The organism is Paenibacillus naphthalenovorans, assembly GCF_900099895.1.
In the GTDB taxonomy this organism is placed as follows: domain Bacteria; phylum Bacillota; class Bacilli; order Paenibacillales; family NBRC-103111; genus Paenibacillus_G; species Paenibacillus_G naphthalenovorans.
In genome coordinates this window covers 1-17,827 of the sequence record NZ_FNDY01000034.1, presented here as the reverse complement: position 1 = coordinate 17,827, position 17,827 = coordinate 1, and the positions used below count along the sequence as shown (strand labels likewise).

Here is a 17,827-nt window from a genome sequence, read left to right as displayed (position 1 = left end):
GGAGGAATTAACACATGGCTAGCATTGTAAGATCGTTTGTAACAGATACAAACGTACCTATCGTCGTTGGCGGTTTTCTTGTAGCAGATAACCAAACGATCAAAGCAGGAGACTTGGTACAAATCAACGCGACATCCCGAAAAGTTGAAGCGGCAGCAGCAGCTTCTACAACGATCATCGGGATTGCTAATGATGATATTACCACCACCACAGCAACCGCATCTGACAAGATTTCCGTAACTCTGGTGAGGAATCAAGTGGTTCGCCTTCCGTTTACTACAGCGGGAACTAAAAAAACGTTTTCTCAAACAGATTTATACACTACAGCATTCGATTTGTTGAACAAAACAACATTAAATCCAGACGACACCACCGGCGGCATGTGCTATGTGCAAGCTTATGACAATACACAAGCAACCGTTGATGTAATTTTCGCGACAGCCAACTTGGCTAACGTAGGTTAAGGGGAGGGAATAAACAATGCCAGTAATGACAGGTCAGTTTAATAATATTTGGACACGAAAAATCGATGAGGCATTCTTTGAAGCGTGGGACGAGCTGCCGGAACAATGGAGCAGATACCTCCGCGCTGAAACATCGCTGCAACACAACGAGACATATCAATCGTTCGCCGGTACTTCCAACTGGCAAGTGAAGAACGAAATGCAGAACGCCCAACAAGATACATTCAACTTGGGCGATCTGATCGTAACTGAACACACTCCATACGGCGTAGAGATCGTCATGTCCCGTGAAATGATCGACGACTCCGAATACAACAAAGGTGTGTTCAAGATTGTCGAGGATATGACCCGTGACGCTGGACACGCCGGACGTAACACGGTTGAACAGAACTCGGTTAGTGTGCTGGACAATGCCTTTACAACGAACCAGTATGACGGTGTGCCGATGTGTGCAAGCAACCATCCGTACCGCAAAACTGGCTTGGCCGGCACACAATCTAACTTGGCTTCCGGTCCAATCAATGACGTAAACATTAAAGCCGGTATCAATCTGTTCAACTCGATTAACGACGAAGCAGGTAAGCGTGTGGTGATGATCCCGAACAAATTCATTACGCACAAGGACAATCAATTTGAAGTCGCTACGGTGTTCCAATCTAGCCAACGTGCAGGTACAGCGAACAACGACAAAAACGTATTGCCTGATATGGAGTATGTGTTTTCTAACTTCATGGCATCGAAAACAGCATGGTTCCTGCAAGCGCCACAGCACAAAATGATCCACTTCTTCCGTATCAAGCCGGAGTTTAAGAAGCGCACGTACATGAATCCTAACGGCTCTCAAAGCTGGGATGGCTACTTCCGCGAAAGCACCGTCGTCCGTAATTGGAGAGGCGTCGTCGGTTCGCCGGGCGTATAAGGAGGGGTAACGGATGGCGACAGATTTTAGATCAACAGCAGGCGGCGATGGAATTGTTATTGCCGATGAGTTTCGAACGTCGGCCGGCGTGTCGTCTCCAAAGGTGGTTGTCTCAGGCACGATCACCTTTGACCCACCTTCTCTTGCTACTGGTGCGGTTGCGGTATCAACCGGTATAACGCTTACCGGCGCGGCTATCGGCGACAACATCGAGCTTTACCCACCATACAATACGCAAGGTGTATCTGTTCAAGCTCAAGCCTCTGCGGAGAATACGATCGTGATTTCTCTGCACAACCGTTCTGGCGGGACTGTTGATCTCCCGAGCGGAACCTGGGGCGTAGTGGTGAAACGGAGGGTATAATCCATGAGCCAAGAAGTAAAGTGGGAAGTGAGTGAACCCGGCATCCTCCAAGACGATGCAAACAAAGAGAAAATGCGGTTCATCGCAGAAATCCACGTAACGGATGACATGAGCCAAGGAGAGCGGAATTTCGCGGTGAATTACAACGAAATGCGGGCGATGCTGCTCAAAAATAACCTGATGAAGAGACGATAGGAGGGGCTTATGCTCCTCTTTTTTTGTAGGAGGCACGGATGGATCATTTCAAGGGAATCAATGATACAGAACGATACAACAACGATGTTTTGAGAGAGTTAAGGCGTACCAATGAACTGCTTGAGCAACTAGCGCTATTGCTTAAGCCGAACGAGACAGTAAGGAGTGATCATAATGACAATGTACCTCGGCGTACGGGGGGTAGACAACAAAATACGAAACGTGGATGACTCGAATGGGTATCCGGTTAAAGTAACAGGCAGTATTATTAAAGATTCATGGAGTGGTTCAACAACCAATACTAGGACGTTTACAACTCCCATGACAGGGTTTGCTATCGTAAATAGAGACGCGTCATCCGCTCTGACTTTCACGATAAACGGTATCACGATTACAGTAGACCCAAAAGAGCCGTTTGATGGTAAATTTGACCCATTTACGAGTGTTACCATCACAACTACAGTGGCATATAAAGCTATTGTTATGGGGTGATCGTATGGCATGGGGGAAAATTGCTGGAGGCGGCGTTTTAGACGACCGATCTGCACAATTGGTGGCTAAATTGATAGAAAAAGGCGTAAAGGTATATGATACGTTTGATCGCGCTGACTCTGCATCTATAGGGACAGCGGATACAGGTCAAATTTGGACTGAAGATGTCGGGGATTTGCAAATTAGTGGAAATCTACTGAAAACAACTACCGTTTCCAGTGGGCAAGCTATTTGTTCGCTAGAGTCGGGACTGAGCAACGGTCGATTTAGTCTAACGGTAAATATTGGTGCTGATCTGATAACTAGGAATGTTGGAGTTATCTTTCGCATGACTGATGCAAATAATTTTTGGGTAGCTCGCCCAAGCAAAACTTCTGGTGGTGCGGGTTCGGTTCAGATAGTTAAGTGTGTCTCAGGTGTTTTTACCACTGTTGCGAATATAGCTGCAACGGTAAATGCTAACACCGAATATACGGTTATGGCCGTAGCGAACAATGATATAATAAGTCTTTATTTTAATGGATCGTTAATAACGGAGATAACTGATAATTTCAACGCAGCAGCAACAAAGGCAGGGGTGAGGTTCGGAACAACCGGAACGCCAGCGTCGCTTTATGCTGATAAATTTTCTGCGGAGGTATTGTGATGAGCGACACCGTAACTGTATCTCGAATCGGCACCGGGACAGGGGAAGATCCTTATAGGGCTGATGTGCCGGAAGGGACAAGTTGGAAGCAAGTTGAAGAACGGGAAACAGAATTCGTGATAGAGATACTACAGTAACAAACGACACCTCCGGGTGTCTTTTTATTTTGGAGGTGATTCCATGTACACCAATTCCGTACCGGCATTGATTAGTAGAAATGTAGGTAATACATTGACTAACTATAAGACGTGGGGCGGCATTATATATAATGTTAAAGAGTACGGGGCAAAGGGAGATGGCCTAAAGGATGATACATCAGCCATCCAAACCGCATTAAATGCAGCTAGTGATGTTAACGGTGTGGTACGGTTACCTCCAGGATCTTACAAAATAACGTCCACTCTCAAAATACCCGAAAATATAACTCTTGAAGCTTATGGGGCAAAGATAGTTAACACGTCAACACATTTATATCTTCTATCCCTGGCGTCCAATGTAACCATTCTCGGATTAGAGCTACAAGGGGCCGGAAACGATACGGCAAATATCGCGGCCCGAGCGGTAAACATTACGGGAGATAACTCCGCGGCATACGTATCGAATATCCGATTGAAAGACGTATATATCCATGACATCGGCTTCTATGGTGTATATATGCAGTTCGCTAAGGACGTTTACATCGAAGATTGTAACTTCAAGAACATTGGTTATGGAGCGATTATGGGCGAGTCCGTTACAAATATTAAAGTTCGTGGCGGTCATATTGATTCGGTTATTCCTGGGCAGAACAATAACGCCTATGGTGTAGCCTTTACTAGAACGTCCGAGTCATCTGATTTGATGGCTTACCCCCGTAGTAAAGATTGTCTTGTCGAGGGGATGCTAATCGAAAATATCCCAACATACGAGGCTCTTGACACGCATGCTGGCGAAAACATCATTTTTTCTAACAATACCATCAGAGGATGTAAAATAGGCATTTCTATGATCCGTATTGCCATAGGCGCTACGGAGGTATTTGCTCCTCATAAATGCAAGGCCACAGGAAATACCATTCACGGCGATGGTACAGGAGTAGGTATACAACTAGGCGGGGCTGCAAATGTGGTGGGGAACCCGAATGAATATGCATTCATGTGCGAGATTTCTGACAATATATTGTACTCTACCGGCATACAGGGAAACGGTACATCGGCTGGTATACTTTTACACAACACTATTGGGGCAATCGTCAAAGGGAATATGCTTTATCATCCGTATGCGAATGGCATAAATATCTACCATACCAACCTCGGGTTTGTCTGCTCGAACAATGTTGTTGTTGACCCTCAAGATAATTCGTGGGCAAATGTTGCCGGAATAACGCTGCAATCAGGATACAATAAAGGCAGCTTAAGCAACAATACGCTTCTGCGAATAAATGATAATCTAAACACCTACGTAGCCGAGCGTGGTATTTATATTGATAGTCAAACAGGAGTGGATATTAATCTAGAGTCAGGATATAACAATTTCATATTGCCAATCATTGGAGTTTTAAGCGGTACTGTCAAATTCGCTACATTATATGATGGTATCAGTTTATTTGCAAGTTCAGGCGCACCAAATGGACAAATCTCTGCAAACCCCGGAAGTTTATGTATTGATGTATCAAACGGAAAACTATACGTCAAAGAATCAGGCATCGGCGATAACATTGGATGGGTAATAAAGTGATATGTGGAGGGGTGAACGTGGCTACCGTTCAACAAATTTTAAACGATATTAACTTGCGTTATCGGAATTCATTCACAACAGAACAAAAAATAGTCTGGATGAACGAAGAACAAAGGGAACTATTCGAGATATTGCAACTCGACTCGGTTCCTTTTTCTTTTTCCACCGTGGACGGGAACTATATTTATCCCATTCCTAACGGTGTAGAGAAGGATCGTATCAAAGTAATGACGATTCAAGTCAACGATGCGGATCCACCAGACTTCACTGAGATTGACTATATCGAGAATGACAACCGGCAATTTGTCCCATATGCGCAGTATTGGTACACCATCTTGGAGAATAACTTCTATATCAACGTTCCTGGAGGTCCGCTTGATGATCGGTTGGTTTATATTTACCTTGATCAGCAGCCGGAGGACATTTCACCGACGAACTTAAACGTCGAACTGTCCGTACCGGTTAGGTATCAAGAACTCCTTAAATTAGGCGTGCTCAAACGGATAGCAGCAGCCCGTAAGGATGTTATCATGTACAACAACTACTTGAGCGAGCACGAAAACAAAATCATCGAGCTAGAAATCAAAATGAAACTACAACAGCCTGAGTTTGATTCACCGATAGATACTCTTCCAAGAACGAACCGCAGTCGGAATGGAAGATACGTTCGGTATTTGACGATCAATTCAACGCCATAGGGGTGATAATATGGTGTGGCAAGCATTGCCCAGGGCGCTAGACCGCCGTTCTGCTTATGATTTTTCAGGCGGCATCAATACGGGTAAAAATCCATTTGACTTAAAAGACAATGAAGAAACAGATGGGTACGGTTGGGACTTTGACCAGTACCCTTCTTTGTCTACAAGAAAAGGCCGTACAGCTTACGGCGCTTCCGGTGGAGGTGTAACCTACCTGCTCATGAATTTCGGCAATACGCACCTTGTACGAGCCGTAGGAACGAAACTACAGTATAACTCAACAGGTACGACATGGGTTGACATTTCCGGCACATGGGCCGCAACAGACTGGTGCGCAGCGAACTTTGACGTTAATGGACCGGCGCTAATCCTTACCAACGGCACAGACGCGGTTCAATACTGGAACGGTACAACACTCTCAGTATTATCTTCAAGTGCTCCAAAAGGAAAATATGTAGCTGCGGATAACCGACGTGTGTATATTGCATCCGGAGATACGGTGAGTTATTGTGCCTTCCAAAACGCGACAGATTGGACAACCGTGGATAACGCCGGGGTGGTTCAGTATTATACCGCAAACGGTGGAGATATCACCGCATTATACAGCTTTGAAGGACAAATTTGGGCATTCAAGAAAGATGCATTCGCACTTATTTTCCATACAGGAGATAGCCGCGTGAGTCATAGGCTCGTTGAGCAGTCCAACAATATTGGATGCGTCAACTTCAAAACGGTGGTAGAGGTTGGTTCATATCTATTCTGGCTCGGCCAGCAGGATGTTTACATTGGCGCCGGTGGCGCTGCGCGAGAAATCGGTGAGCCTATCCGCAAATACCTCAACAACATTAACACGGCTCAGATAGGTAAATGTTTTGCCTGGACAGACGGTCTTAAGTATTATCTTTGCCTCGTCACCGGATCAAACACGGAACCGGACACTGAACTTGTTTATGACCCACGTCCAGACCGCCGAAAATGGCGCGTAAGGAGCATTTCGCTCGGTGGATTACGTTACGGAGCTTATCTCAATAACGTGCCTTACGCGGGAGATTACACAGGTCAAACGTATCGACTGAACAACGGTACAACAGACAGTGGGACGCCAATCTCTTGGAGCACAACATCGAGGCCGTTTGATGACGGTGCAATGGAGGCTGAGAAAGAATTGTACGAGCTGCACATTCAAGGATTGTTCCCGGCCGGGTCTACATTATCTGTTGCTGTCTCTCCAAGTGACAGGGGAGATGACTTCTATCCGATCAACTACAATCCGACAGCCAATAATTCGGTAGCTCAGGGAAAGAATCTGATCGTTCCGCTTGATACGGTTCCGTTGTGCAACTGGTATCGCAATCGATTAAGCGGTACTGGACCCGTCGAATTGTATCAGGTGCAGAGGTATTCGAGGATTCAGCCAGTGCAGAATTAAGGAGGGATAGCATGCCAATTCCAGACATAGCGGGATTGCCGCCGTTTGCCGAGTTTCGAGACTTGGAAACAAAATTAAGCGAACTTATCCAAAAGTACAATAACTTGTTGGTGTCGTTAGACAGCCTCAATGTTGTTTCTCTAACGGCAGATCATATCGACGCCGGTACGCTTAATGCCGGAATCGTGACGGTGCGAGCGGATTATGCTGGCGGGGCTTTTATTGAGATCAGCGCTAATGGGATCCGGATTAATGATGGAGTGAAGGATACGTTTGTTGCGGATACAGCGGGATTTATTACATTGGTTGGGGCGGTATTTAGATCTGCTCTTGGTTATCCGAGAGTAGAACTCAATTCGGTCCAAAATCTTATTGCTGCATATACGGATGCTGATACTTATATAGCGTTAATTCCCAATGCTTCTGGCGTGCCGACATTGGTCATGGTAGATGCCGGCACAACAAAAGGATTCATGAATCGCGGATCAGCATTGACCGGAACTACTCTTGGTACATTTGATAATGAACCACTAAATTTGCAGCCTCACGGTCCGTTGCAAATTGAAGGAACGAACGGTATTTCTGGAAATTTCAGATATGTAAAAGATGTTGTAAATGGCGTTAACACTTACGGCACTATTACAGTCAAAAAAGGAATAGTCACAAACATTACGTAGTCATCCGATAATATGGTATAATGAACTAAAAAATACCATTGGGGATGATATTGTGAAAAAGTTTTTGTTAGGTTTATCCATTGGTTTGATGCTTTCTATTCCGATTGGAGCGCATGCACAAATTGCTAGTATGATCGGAAAAGTAGTAGACGGAGTATTTCCTGTTAAAGTAAACGGAAATTCTATTGAAAATTCGGCAATTGTCATTGAGGGCACTTCATATCTACCGGTTCGAGCAATGGGCGATGCATTAGGAATGGACGTTTCGTTCAATGCCGATCTTGGAATAGAACTAAAATCTAAAGGTGGGAGCGCATTGACATCTCAAGAACAAAAAGATCAAGCAACGAGGTCCAAAACAATACAGGATCTTAGTGCTAGAATTACCGTGTTAATGAATCAAGAAAATGAAGTTAACGCTATTATCCAACCTTATGAAATGGATTACTATATGATTAATGGTAAGTCTTCAAAAAAAGAAAAAGATGGAGCTTATTTTGAGGCCGTAAAAAAAAGAGATGAAATAAAAAAAGAATTGGATGAATTAAATCAAAAGCTAAATGCTGTTATAAAAGAGCAAAATGATTTTGCAGAATCCAAGAGACAGCAAATTCTACAACAACCTTGAATGTATATTTCAATCATGATAAGCTTATAAATAACAACAGGAGCCGGTGCCAGCCGACTCCCCGTACAACACTTGGACGGAATCCTCCGAGTATGGAACCCGAAAATGTAACCCGCCGTGGCGCTAACCTGGGCGGGTTACTTCCGTTTAAGATATGTCAACAGCGCGAGGATAAACATCCCGAACATTAACAAATCATTGAACGAAAATTGCATAGGCAACACCTCCTTCCCGGAGGCAGCCTACCGCCCAAGTTCAGTTGTACAACCCATATTATACCATAAGTCGCTTATCTAAGCGGCTTTTTATTTTGCACGGAGGTGGTCACGTTGGCAATTGATTATGGTGTCAGACAAGGTCTTTTGAGCAAAGGATACACAAATGACGATATCGGATATGACCAGAATACCGGATATGTCCAAGTAAAGGGTCAAAACTTCATGAAGCCCGAACTGAATATGAATGGTACCACCTATACAAGCCGACAAAACTTTGACAACGCTTATAACCAGTTTCAAAATAGCCAACGATCTCAGCAGCAACAACAATTGACTAATCAATATATCCAGCAAGTGACGAATCCAACGACTCGCACCAATCCTTACGTCGATCAATATACGCAGATGATCGGGCAAATACAAAATATCATTAATCGTCCGATGCAGGACCCTTATTCTACACCTCAGTATGCAGCTGCACAAGCACAAGCACAGAGAAGTGCGCAGCAGGGAATACGAGCAGCACAAGAGGCGCTTGGAGCAGCAGGGTTTGGACGTTCTACAGCACTCGGAAATGCCGCACAGAGAGAACAGAACAACGCAACAGAATATCTAATGACTCAGGTTCTTCCATCCATTCAAAATCAGTTACAAGCACAGCGGCAAGCAGAAATATCTAGTTTAACCGGACTGTTAAACCCGGTGTATAACCTTATCTCACGTGAAGACACACAGCAGCGAAACCGACAGCTTGACGTAAGAGATGTTATCGACCTTTTAGAAAGACAGGGGCAAACAGCATTCAGCAATGATTTAGCTAGAAGACAAGATTCCCGAGAAGAAGCTGGATTAAAAGGATACTACATGCCTGAAGGAGCAAGAGAAGCTATAAACAATATTCTTGGCCTGAAACAACAAGCCGAACAGTCTGGAGTTACAGCAGATCAAATGGCACAATATCGCGCTGCGGCTGATGCTGAACGTAATAGATTGTATCAAATGGATATTGACCCGAGTTTCGTTGGCTTTGACGCAGATTATGCAACAGCAGCACAGAATGCAGCAAACTTCCGTGGAATCCCGACTAGACAGACGCAGAATGATATGTTTAACCAGCAAATGGAGATCCAAAAGTTCGAGTATCAAAAGTTGCGCGACCAAATTTCCGATGAACAGTACAAACAGAAGTTTGACGAAGATGTTCGCCGCTTTGGACTAGAATTTGCGGCTAATGAAGCATACCGTAGCGGTCAATTGGCGCTTGCTCAAGACGACAACGACCGTCAATGGGCGCAATTAGACTATGAAATGTCTAATAGCGGCGATAAATACCGCGGTTTGAATGCAAATCAAGTACTTGACAATGTTAGAAATAACTATACAGACGTCGTTGAAACAGATACAGGAGAGGCAAAAGTCATAACCAAAGATCCTAACCGCAGATACCAAATGTTTCTTGATGTGATAGACTCCGGACTTCCAACTGATAATGAAACAAACCAAGTCCTGACTATGCTCGGACTTTCTAAGAAAGAAATCGATACCTTCAAGGCAAGGGCACGAAAAGAATTCGGCGGTAACTCGGGAAACTGACTTCCTCGGTAAAGGTGCCGCAGGCTTACCGAGGGGCGTTTGAATCTGCGGCCAGCTCTACTGGATTGCCCGTTGATCTGTTGGGTGCTATCGCAAAAACCGAGTCAAACTTTAATCCATCAGCCAAAAGCAAAGCCGGAGCCTACGGAATAATGCAACTGATGCCGGGAACCGCAAAAGAGCTTGGCGTCGATCCACGGGATCCGGCGCAGAATGTAATGGGTGGCGCGAGATACATCAAGTCAATGATTGATCAATTCGGAAGTGTAGAGCTTGGATTAGCTGCTTATAATGCCGGACCAGGTAATTTACGTAAAGCCATCAGGCAGGCTGGTAGCACGAACTGGAACGACGTGAAGAAGTATCTTCCGAAAGAGACGCAGAACTATGTACCAAAAGTATTAGCTAACCGGGGGTGATGTCATGTCGGAATATGATCAAATACGACAAAACAGGCGGCAACGCGGAAAAGAAGCCCGGGATCGCGTGTTAAGCGGACGTTCAGGTCAGTCCACGCGGCAATCGTCATCGAGTGAGTATGATTTCATCCGTAACCGTCCGGTCGAACCGGCAACAACTCCTGTACCTTCAGCGCGACCAACCATGAATTTACCGGTTATGGACGTTCGAACATCGCCATTGGCGCGTCAAGCGGATGCTGTCGAACCGCCTAAACCTTTGCCCGGGCGAGATATTCCCGTTGTTGGACAGATTCTTCGCGGACTTGATTGGGTTTCATCGAATCCCGTATCTGAAGCCATAGCAGAATATACCGTACCGGATGCACCGGTGCTGCGTAACGGGCAATATGTCCCAGGATCAAACGCCCGGGAAGAATTCCTAAAGCGGTCCGGCATGCAACCGGCCACCGGTGTATCCAAGGTCATTGGGCAAGTCGCGGCCCCATTTTTTGTCCCAGGCGCAGGTTTAGGCGCTGGAACTGGACTATACCGAAATACAGGAACAGCTATAAATGCAGCTGCGCCTAAACTCGGTCAAACATTCGGCGGAAGAGTAGCACGAGAGGCTACACGAGAGTTCGCTGTGGGCGCTCCATTAGCGGCAGGTGTGGAACTATCACAAGGTTCAAACAACTTGTCAGAAGCGGCAAAACAAGGTCTTATCGGTGGTGCATTGGGTGGGGCAATTGGTGCAGCTGCACCTTTAGTTGGCAGAGGCATTCAAGCGCTTAGGGATAGAAGGAATGTACCTACTAGCACATTAGACCAAGGAACGGTTTCAAGTGAATTACGTCCAATTTTACCAGAAAGCGAACTAACTCAGATAGCCGACGAGGGGCTTTCCAGATTGGCTCCGGAGACAAACCCGAATATTGTATCGTTTGACCCGCGTTCACCAATACAACAAACGTCGAATCGTAATGTAAGGAATCAACTATCTAATGAGCGTGGCTTGATGAATACGATGTTGGAATCCGATCGATTAACGCCTGAGGTTAGAACTGGTGTAGAACAATCACCAACAAGGCGGTATGAACCGATCACTAACCAAACTACGGTAAATTCGGCAAATCAGCGTTTAAGCCGCGGCATCGATGAAGCTGAAGCATTTGCTTTAGGTGGCAGGGGCGGAATGGACGCAGAACAGGTAGCAACCGGATTCCGGTTGATCGATGAGTTTCAACGAACCGGGCAAGTGCAGCGTGCGGTTACGATGGTTGAGAGGTTGGCCGAACGTCTTACAGAAGCGGGTCGTACAGTTCAGGCCGCATCTCTTTGGAACCGCCTTACACCGGAAGGAGCGCTTATCGCAGCTCAGCGTAAGGTGCAGAAGATCAACAGTGAGCTTCCTAAAGGATCACAACAGCTTAAGATTGATGAAAACACCGCCAATGACATTATGCAAGCAGCCGGAGCAATCCAACGGTCCGGAGCAAGCCAAGAACGAGCCGCTAATGTGATTAACATTATGGACCGGTTACGTGCCGGTGAAACCATATCGGACGCAGACAGGCAGACTGTTTCTGATTTTATCAAAGACGCTCAGCAATATGTTAAGCCCAACAAACCGCGTAATCCACGTCCGGCTCATCCGCCGCGGGAAATGAAGGATAAGCGCGTCAGTGATAATGTGATTGATTTCCTCAAGCGTCAGGAAGAGGCCGCGAAAGAACGATTGCGCGCTAAAGGCGTCACGATTAGTTCTAACCCTCTCGATCAATGGGCAGATTATGCGATCATTGGAGCGTCTAAACTGGCTCAGCTGGGCGTTAGAGGTGCTGTAAAGTTTGCTGATTGGTCAGCAGAGATGATCCGTGATTTTGGGGAACAGATAAGGCCGCACTTGCTTGATATTTACGAAAAATCAGTTGAAAGTTTAGGGTCGAATGTTAAACAAATAAGCCAAAAGGTTTATCAATCCGCTAGTAAATCCAGCTCAAAATTATCGGAAGAACAACAAGAGATCAATCAACTTACAAAGGAACTCGCTGACAAGGTTAAAGCAGCAATAGAAAAGTCGAAAACAGGAAATGTTGTTGATGATGAATTACAAGAGATCAGGAATTTATCGGATGAACTAGCCGATCTCATGCCAGAGAGAGAGCCTACGCCACCAGAAAAAAGATTCCTTCAGGCGGTAAAGTCGCTATCTAAAAAATTATCAGGTGTAGAAAGTCCTAAAGCAACTCCTGATCAATCAGTTAAAGAAGTTCAAAAACTTTTAACTACCATCACAAAAATTGCTGACGAAGGAAGACCAAAATCACCAAAAGTTGAAATCGATACAGCTTCCATTGAGGGGTTAGGATATCAATTAATGGAGAGGACAAAGCCTCGTTTAATCAGCAAAGAAGAAAAGATAGCTGAAAGCTTTTTGAAGAAAAACAGCATCCGATTAAGCGAAAATGATATTGATTCTATAAGGAATTTAGCGCAACAGGTATCTGAGTTGTCTGGAGACGCAAAGCGAATTGCTAGCCAAGATTTACAAGAATTACTCAATAAGTTCGAACAGGTTGGAGTCGGGAAAAAGTTAGCTGCTGGACAATACATTTTCATGCTTCTTAATCCTGTAACTCAAATTCGTAACATCGTCGGTAATGAAATCATGTATCGTCTCGAACGATTGTCCCGGACTTTGGCGACACCGATTGATTTCGGAGTATCAAAGTTAACGGGGAAGGATCGGCAAGTCACATTCCTCAGCGGACCGCTTAGCTGGCAGAACTTCTTTGCTCCAGCACAAGACTATTGGAGAGGATTGATTGAGGGTGGTCGGGCTGGGTGGCGCGGAATCAATCCGGACGGATTAACCACGGCATACGATATCAGCGGTCAGTCATTCCGGTCTAAACTCAATCCGATGACATATCTTGAAAAAACACTCGGTGCGGTCATGAAAGGTTTTGACTATGCCTCTTATAACAGGGCTGTACAACAGCGTTTGAGAGAATCAGCTTACTTGGACGCAGTAAACAATGGAGTAAAAGGAAGAGAAGCTATACAGCGACATATCAGCCGTTACATGGCTAATCTGGACGAGAATATTTCAAACATTGCAAGCCAATACGGGCAGTATGTTACGCTGCAGGATAGAACAGCACTTTCCACTATGCTGAATAACGCCAAGCGCGGCCTTAACTCTCTTTCTACAGGATTTAGAAGTAAAGAGTTTGGGGCCGGTAACTTGATCATCCCATTTGCCAAAACGCCTGCAAATCTTTTGCTCAGAGCTATTGATTTCAGTCCTGCAGGGTTTGCTAAAGCAATCCTTCAAACGCATGATATCCTGCGCAAGCCTAATACCGAATTGACACGGGCAGATGTTATTCAATCCGTCACACGCGCATTACTCGGAACCGGATTAACCGGTGTTGGTATGTGGTTGGCTGATAAAGGGGTACTCCGCGGCGAATCTCCAACGGACCGGGATACAAGGGAATTGGAGAGAAGCGCTGGCCTTAGTCAGTATCAAATTAATGGATCAGCACTTCAACGTATGATGGCTGCGATGGTTACCGGGAATATGAGAGACATTAATGAAGCCGCAAAGTTACGTCCGGGAGATACTCTGTGGCAGTACGAATGGGCGCAGCCAACATCAATGCCGCTTGCTGTCGGGGCAAATATCGTTCAAGAAAGACGCCAATCCGCACGCGACCTACTGAAAAAAGGAGAGTCCGAAAGTGGATTAAAGCAAGGATTGGATGTCGTTACCGGTGCGATGAATACACTGTTCAATTCGTCGGTTTTGCAAGGTCTACAGCAGGCGCTTGATGTTCCTCCTGGGGAAGAAAACAAGATCAAGGCATTCGGTGAGAATCTGCTGAAACAAATCCCGAGCATGGCCGTTCCATCGATGGTCGGACGATTTAATCAATTAATTGATAATGCTCAGCGCGAAACATACAGCCCTGACTTTACCGAAAAATTACTTAATCCAGCCATGTCGAGGGTACCAGGTCTTGCTCAGGATTTGCCACAGAGGTCCGATGTATTGGGACAGCCAATGACTAGAGCTAATACATTCTTCGACGTGTTCTTATCTCCATCTCAGCGTGCTACGTTCAAACCTACAAGGGAGGCTCAATTGGTATTTGATCTCTTAGGATCAACCGGAGAAAGCAAGGTTGTACCTCGCGCTGTGCCGCGCTACATCACAGGAAAGGATCGCTTAACAGGCAGGGATAAGCGTATCGATTTGACCGGCGAGCAATTGGTGAAATATCAAACGATTGTTGGTCAAGAAACAGCCAGACGTTTGGCTACTATTAATCCGAATATGAGCGACGAGCGTAAGGTTAAACGAGTGCTTGAAATCTTGAATAAGGCCGGTGAGATTGGTCGTACAAGAATGAAAAAAGAACTTGGATTAAGATAAACGGGAGCCCTCCGGGGCTCTTTTTACATGGAGGACCTTATGATCATGCCCCTTGCTTGTGCCGTGGACGATTATGTCTTTAACGCCGTAGCTGCAATATGCGGCGAGGAAACGGCATTTAAATTGTGCTATGAAGATTACGAAACTTACTTTGAAGTAAAATCCGTGGTGGATATTCTTTTGGGAGGTATCGGCCCCGGAGGTAAACCAATAAAGGAGAGTGAAACGGCGTGAAATGGACCATGCCCAGCTTTTTAGTATCGATCATTACGATGGTCGCAATCGCTTTAAATCAGCGGTTCTTATGGAACCTTGATCCCCAGCAGATCATTGCATCCGTTACGGTCGCCGTGAACTTTATCGCCGTTGCGCTGGTAGCTGACATTGCGAAGATCAAGCGTGGAGAGAAACCGAATTTGAACAGCACGAAACTGTTTACTATGCTTTTTGCACTTCTGCTGATCGGATTCAGCGAATATATCGGGATTCAACTGGATGATGAGTCCGTTTGGTGGATCGCCGGTACAGCTGCAGCGTTTATCACAGGGAAGGGTTTGAAAGATATCGTGCAATTGAAGGGAGGAAAACAAGAAAATGAACATTTCAGTACCAGAGAAAGTACTAAGTAGCTTGGGCGTACCACAATTGGTGGACGTATATAGTCAGCTTCCGGTGAACAAGAATTACACCTGGGGCGATTTGGCCGGATGGCGCAAGGCAGAGGATCTGACAACCATTGCTATCCATCATGACTATTATCCTAAAGCCAAAAGAGCGCATCTAACCCCCATGCAGATGATGACGGAAATCGCCAACGATCATATCAAGTCCACCAAGAACGAGAAGAATGGAGACGCTGGATTTCCGTACCATTTTTACGTCATGCGCGGCCAAATTTTTTATACCAACCCTATCGCAGCCAGAACATACGGAGTAGCAAACAACAATGGACATACGATTCATGTGTGCGTGCATGGTGATTATTATCAATCGGACTCTCTGACGGACGCCGATTTAAACTGTATTATCGCCGTGTGCATTATGCTGAAAGGACTTTTACCTACTGTACAGGCCGTTAAAGGACATGGGGAACTGAACCCATCCAACTGCCCGGGCTTTAATATGGAGCGTGTCAGAAACGCAATCATAACCGCTGAGAACCGGCTGCAACAGCAAGAATCATGGGATGCCAAGATCACCAAGATACGCGAGCTCGGAAACCAATATAACTACATGTTCGACCGGATCAAACTCGGCGAACAGGACGGAAACGCACAATGGGCTATGAATAACTTGCTTGATGTGTATGAGATCATGAAAAGTAAAGGACTCCTATAAAAAAAGCCTCCTCATTATGAGGGGGCTATCTATTTACCGCCTGAATGAGATCGGCATTTTCTTCTAACAACCGTTCCACTTCCTCTATAAGCCATTCTGCATCAGATCGGTAAATTTCAGCTTTATCAGTGTCGTGCATATATTCATTGATCCCTAGCTTAACTCTTTGTTTAATCTCTTCTAGTCTATCCATATATTGTACCTCCTTATAGCTATAGTGGTATAACGTTACTATGAATAAAATGGCGAAACAAATATCTCTCGTTCACCATCGCAAAAATTGCATTTCAACATTTCGACTGATTCAGAAGGTTGTTCTGGTATTTCCATTTCCGGCAATACCCAACCTCTTCCATCGCATTTAGGACATTTGATTTTTGAGTATTTCATCCGTTATCCTCCCTTTATATATCTATAGTGGGTTATTACTATGCATAACCACGCGTTTTTCCGTGTTCCATCCATGTTGGAGGACTGTAGTTTCCGTACATATAAATATTGCCTTCTAGTCCTGATTCTTCCCATACGATATATGTGCGATCATAACCTAATTGATCCAGTTGGAATGAAATTTCTTGTAATGTTAGGAATTCATATTCTTCATCGGAGTTCCATTTCAATTCTTCTTCTTTAATAATCAAACGTTGCATTCCTTTATGTGCGATTATAGTAACAGTGTCTACAAGTGGATAAATTGTCTTTTTAGATAAGTCTTCCATCCTCATTCCTCCTCAAAAAGTTCTTCATACTTCCAACCTGTAGCCTTTAAAATACGCAGAACATACCCATGGGCAGGTGTCCCGCGGCCATTAGACCAATCGCTAATAAGTTGAGTGGATACCGGATTTTCCAAGCCGTAGGAAATGGCATTAGCAAGCCACGCCTGTTTTATATTGTCACGTTTCATTAGTGCTCCTAAATTACATTTTACTTTTACCTTCATTATAGCAACTCCCATAAAGTTCTATCACCTCCTAATTATGCTTGTACCTAAATTATAACACAAGTATCGTTAAAGCGGTACTGTAAATACAGTACTAAATTTAAAGTAACCATCATAGAATAAACCATAACCCAAAAGGAGATGGTCCCATGAAAGTGATTATGATTGACCTGTGCAGACCGCGGCGAGCGATCCAAAGTAACCTCCCATCTGCATATGTTGTCATCTTGGGCATATTGGCCGTGAAAGGATGGATGGATCTATGGAAGTAATGCCGATCCACCAGAGGCTTGCAGAACTGTGGATGGTCAACAAGCGCAGGCCGCTTACCGATGCAGAGATGATGGAGGTACATCACTGCTTGTCCGCAAATGTGGATTACGTGTGGAAAATGTGTTATTTGCAGAATTTATCGCTAATGGCATCCATGACAGACGATATCGAATGGCAATTCGAGATATGCGCTCAGATCGAGGAACTTCAGTATGGACAAATAAAAAAGCCGGGCCGCAAACGCAGCACCGACGAAAAATAAACCTGATATAGTGTATGCAGGGGGAGGTGAAAACTTTACTTAAAAAACATATACACAACATATTAACACTGGGTGCATAATTTAAATTAACAGAGAACCATTATACTGATAACAAGTTAGTGTAAATGAA

General features: G+C 44.9%; 22 protein-coding genes. 18 read left to right on the top strand and 4 right to left on the bottom strand.

The window, feature by feature from the left end:
• Positions 1 to 14 precede the first annotated feature (14 nt).
• The 17 genes from BLT35_RS21940 to BLT35_RS21860 all read left to right on the top strand — a co-directional run bounded on the left by BLT35_RS21940 (position 15) and on the right by BLT35_RS21860 (position 16,219).
• The gene (locus tag BLT35_RS21940; RefSeq protein WP_074729748.1) at positions 15 to 464 is read left to right on the top strand and encodes a hypothetical protein; all 450 of its coding nucleotides are present in this window, start codon (positions 15 to 17) and stop codon (positions 462 to 464) included.
• A 16-nt stretch (positions 465 to 480) separates the two neighbouring features.
• On the top strand, positions 481 to 1,383 hold the full coding sequence (locus BLT35_RS21935; protein WP_074729747.1) for a Mu-like prophage major head subunit gpT family protein: 903 nt from the start codon (positions 481 to 483) through the stop codon (positions 1,381 to 1,383).
• Positions 1,384 to 1,396: 13 nt separating this feature from the next.
• Positions 1,397 to 1,747: a hypothetical protein gene (locus BLT35_RS21930; protein ID WP_074729746.1), complete on the top strand. Its 351-nt coding sequence runs from the start codon at positions 1,397 to 1,399 to the stop codon at positions 1,745 to 1,747.
• A gap of 3 nt (positions 1,748 to 1,750) precedes the next feature.
• Complete coding sequence (locus BLT35_RS21925) at positions 1,751 to 1,942, top strand: hypothetical protein (RefSeq protein WP_074729745.1); 192 nt, start codon at positions 1,751 to 1,753, stop codon at positions 1,940 to 1,942.
• Between the two features lie 496 nt (positions 1,943 to 2,438).
• Positions 2,439 to 3,080 (top strand): hypothetical protein, encoded by a 642-nt coding sequence (locus BLT35_RS21915; protein WP_074729743.1) that lies wholly within the window; start codon positions 2,439 to 2,441, stop codon positions 3,078 to 3,080.
• A complete protein-coding gene (locus BLT35_RS27180; protein ID WP_175472033.1) occupies positions 3,080 to 3,217 on the top strand; it encodes a hypothetical protein in 138 nt (45 codons plus the stop codon). The genes BLT35_RS21915 and BLT35_RS27180 overlap by 1 nt, the downstream gene beginning before the upstream one ends.
• Positions 3,218 to 3,260: 43 nt before the next feature.
• Complete coding sequence (locus BLT35_RS21910) at positions 3,261 to 4,796, top strand: glycosyl hydrolase family 28-related protein (RefSeq protein WP_074729742.1); 1,536 nt, start codon at positions 3,261 to 3,263, stop codon at positions 4,794 to 4,796.
• 17 nt (positions 4,797 to 4,813) lie between these two features.
• Complete coding sequence (locus tag BLT35_RS21905) at positions 4,814 to 5,494, top strand: phage adaptor protein (RefSeq protein WP_074729741.1); 681 nt, start codon at positions 4,814 to 4,816, stop codon at positions 5,492 to 5,494.
• A gap of 10 nt (positions 5,495 to 5,504) precedes the next feature.
• A complete protein-coding gene (locus tag BLT35_RS21900) occupies positions 5,505 to 6,923 on the top strand; it encodes a hypothetical protein (RefSeq protein ID WP_074729740.1) in 1,419 nt (472 codons plus the stop codon).
• A gap of 11 nt (positions 6,924 to 6,934) precedes the next feature.
• Positions 6,935 to 7,600, top strand: a complete 666-nt coding sequence (locus BLT35_RS21895; RefSeq protein ID WP_074729739.1) for a hypothetical protein — start codon at positions 6,935 to 6,937, stop codon at positions 7,598 to 7,600.
• A gap of 52 nt (positions 7,601 to 7,652) precedes the next feature.
• Complete coding sequence (locus BLT35_RS21890; RefSeq protein ID WP_074729738.1) at positions 7,653 to 8,228, top strand: stalk domain-containing protein; 576 nt, start codon at positions 7,653 to 7,655, stop codon at positions 8,226 to 8,228.
• Positions 8,229 to 8,557: 329 nt separating this feature from the next.
• Entirely contained in the window at positions 8,558 to 10,039 is a 1,482-nt protein-coding gene (locus tag BLT35_RS21885) for a hypothetical protein (RefSeq protein WP_074729737.1), read from the top strand.
• A gap of 14 nt (positions 10,040 to 10,053) precedes the next feature.
• Entirely contained in the window at positions 10,054 to 10,458 is a 405-nt protein-coding gene (locus tag BLT35_RS21880; protein WP_254777637.1) for a lytic transglycosylase domain-containing protein, read from the top strand.
• A 4-nt stretch (positions 10,459 to 10,462) separates the two neighbouring features.
• Positions 10,463 to 14,881 carry a hypothetical protein gene (locus BLT35_RS21875; protein WP_074729735.1) on the top strand — a complete coding sequence of 1,473 codons (4,419 nt, stop codon included), beginning with the start codon at positions 10,463 to 10,465 and terminating at the stop codon, positions 14,879 to 14,881.
• A gap of 63 nt (positions 14,882 to 14,944) precedes the next feature.
• Positions 14,945 to 15,115, top strand: coding sequence for a hypothetical protein (locus BLT35_RS21870; protein WP_217634735.1), 171 nt, complete (start codon positions 14,945 to 14,947; stop codon positions 15,113 to 15,115).
• On the top strand, positions 15,112 to 15,510 hold the full coding sequence (locus BLT35_RS21865; protein WP_074729733.1) for a hypothetical protein: 399 nt from the start codon (positions 15,112 to 15,114) through the stop codon (positions 15,508 to 15,510). The genes BLT35_RS21870 and BLT35_RS21865 overlap by 4 nt, the downstream gene beginning before the upstream one ends.
• On the top strand, positions 15,476 to 16,219 hold the full coding sequence (locus tag BLT35_RS21860) for a peptidoglycan recognition protein family protein (RefSeq protein ID WP_083351372.1): 744 nt from the start codon (positions 15,476 to 15,478) through the stop codon (positions 16,217 to 16,219). The genes BLT35_RS21865 and BLT35_RS21860 overlap by 35 nt, the downstream gene beginning before the upstream one ends.
• A gap of 25 nt (positions 16,220 to 16,244) precedes the next feature.
• Here the strand turns inward: BLT35_RS21860 and BLT35_RS27175 are convergent, their stop codons facing one another.
• Genes BLT35_RS27175 through BLT35_RS21850 form a run of 4 tightly spaced genes read right to left on the bottom strand, consistent with a single transcriptional unit; the run spans position 16,245 to position 17,162 of the window.
• Positions 16,245 to 16,412, bottom strand: a complete 168-nt coding sequence (locus tag BLT35_RS27175) for a hypothetical protein (protein WP_175472032.1) — start codon at positions 16,410 to 16,412, stop codon at positions 16,245 to 16,247.
• Between the two features lie 38 nt (positions 16,413 to 16,450).
• Positions 16,451 to 16,609 (bottom strand): hypothetical protein, encoded by a 159-nt coding sequence (locus BLT35_RS27170; RefSeq protein ID WP_175472031.1) that lies wholly within the window; start codon positions 16,607 to 16,609, stop codon positions 16,451 to 16,453.
• Between the two features lie 38 nt (positions 16,610 to 16,647).
• A complete protein-coding gene (locus tag BLT35_RS21855; protein ID WP_074729731.1) occupies positions 16,648 to 16,938 on the bottom strand; it encodes a hypothetical protein in 291 nt (96 codons plus the stop codon).
• Positions 16,939 to 16,940: 2 nt separating this feature from the next.
• Complete coding sequence (locus BLT35_RS21850; protein ID WP_139170843.1) at positions 16,941 to 17,162, bottom strand: helix-turn-helix transcriptional regulator; 222 nt, start codon at positions 17,160 to 17,162, stop codon at positions 16,941 to 16,943.
• Positions 17,163 to 17,424: 262 nt separating this feature from the next.
• On the opposite strand from BLT35_RS21850, the gene BLT35_RS21845 reads away from it, so the two are divergent.
• Positions 17,425 to 17,697, top strand: coding sequence for a DUF7667 family protein (locus tag BLT35_RS21845; protein WP_074729729.1), 273 nt, complete (start codon positions 17,425 to 17,427; stop codon positions 17,695 to 17,697).
• The last annotated feature ends 130 nt before the right edge of the window (positions 17,698 to 17,827 follow it).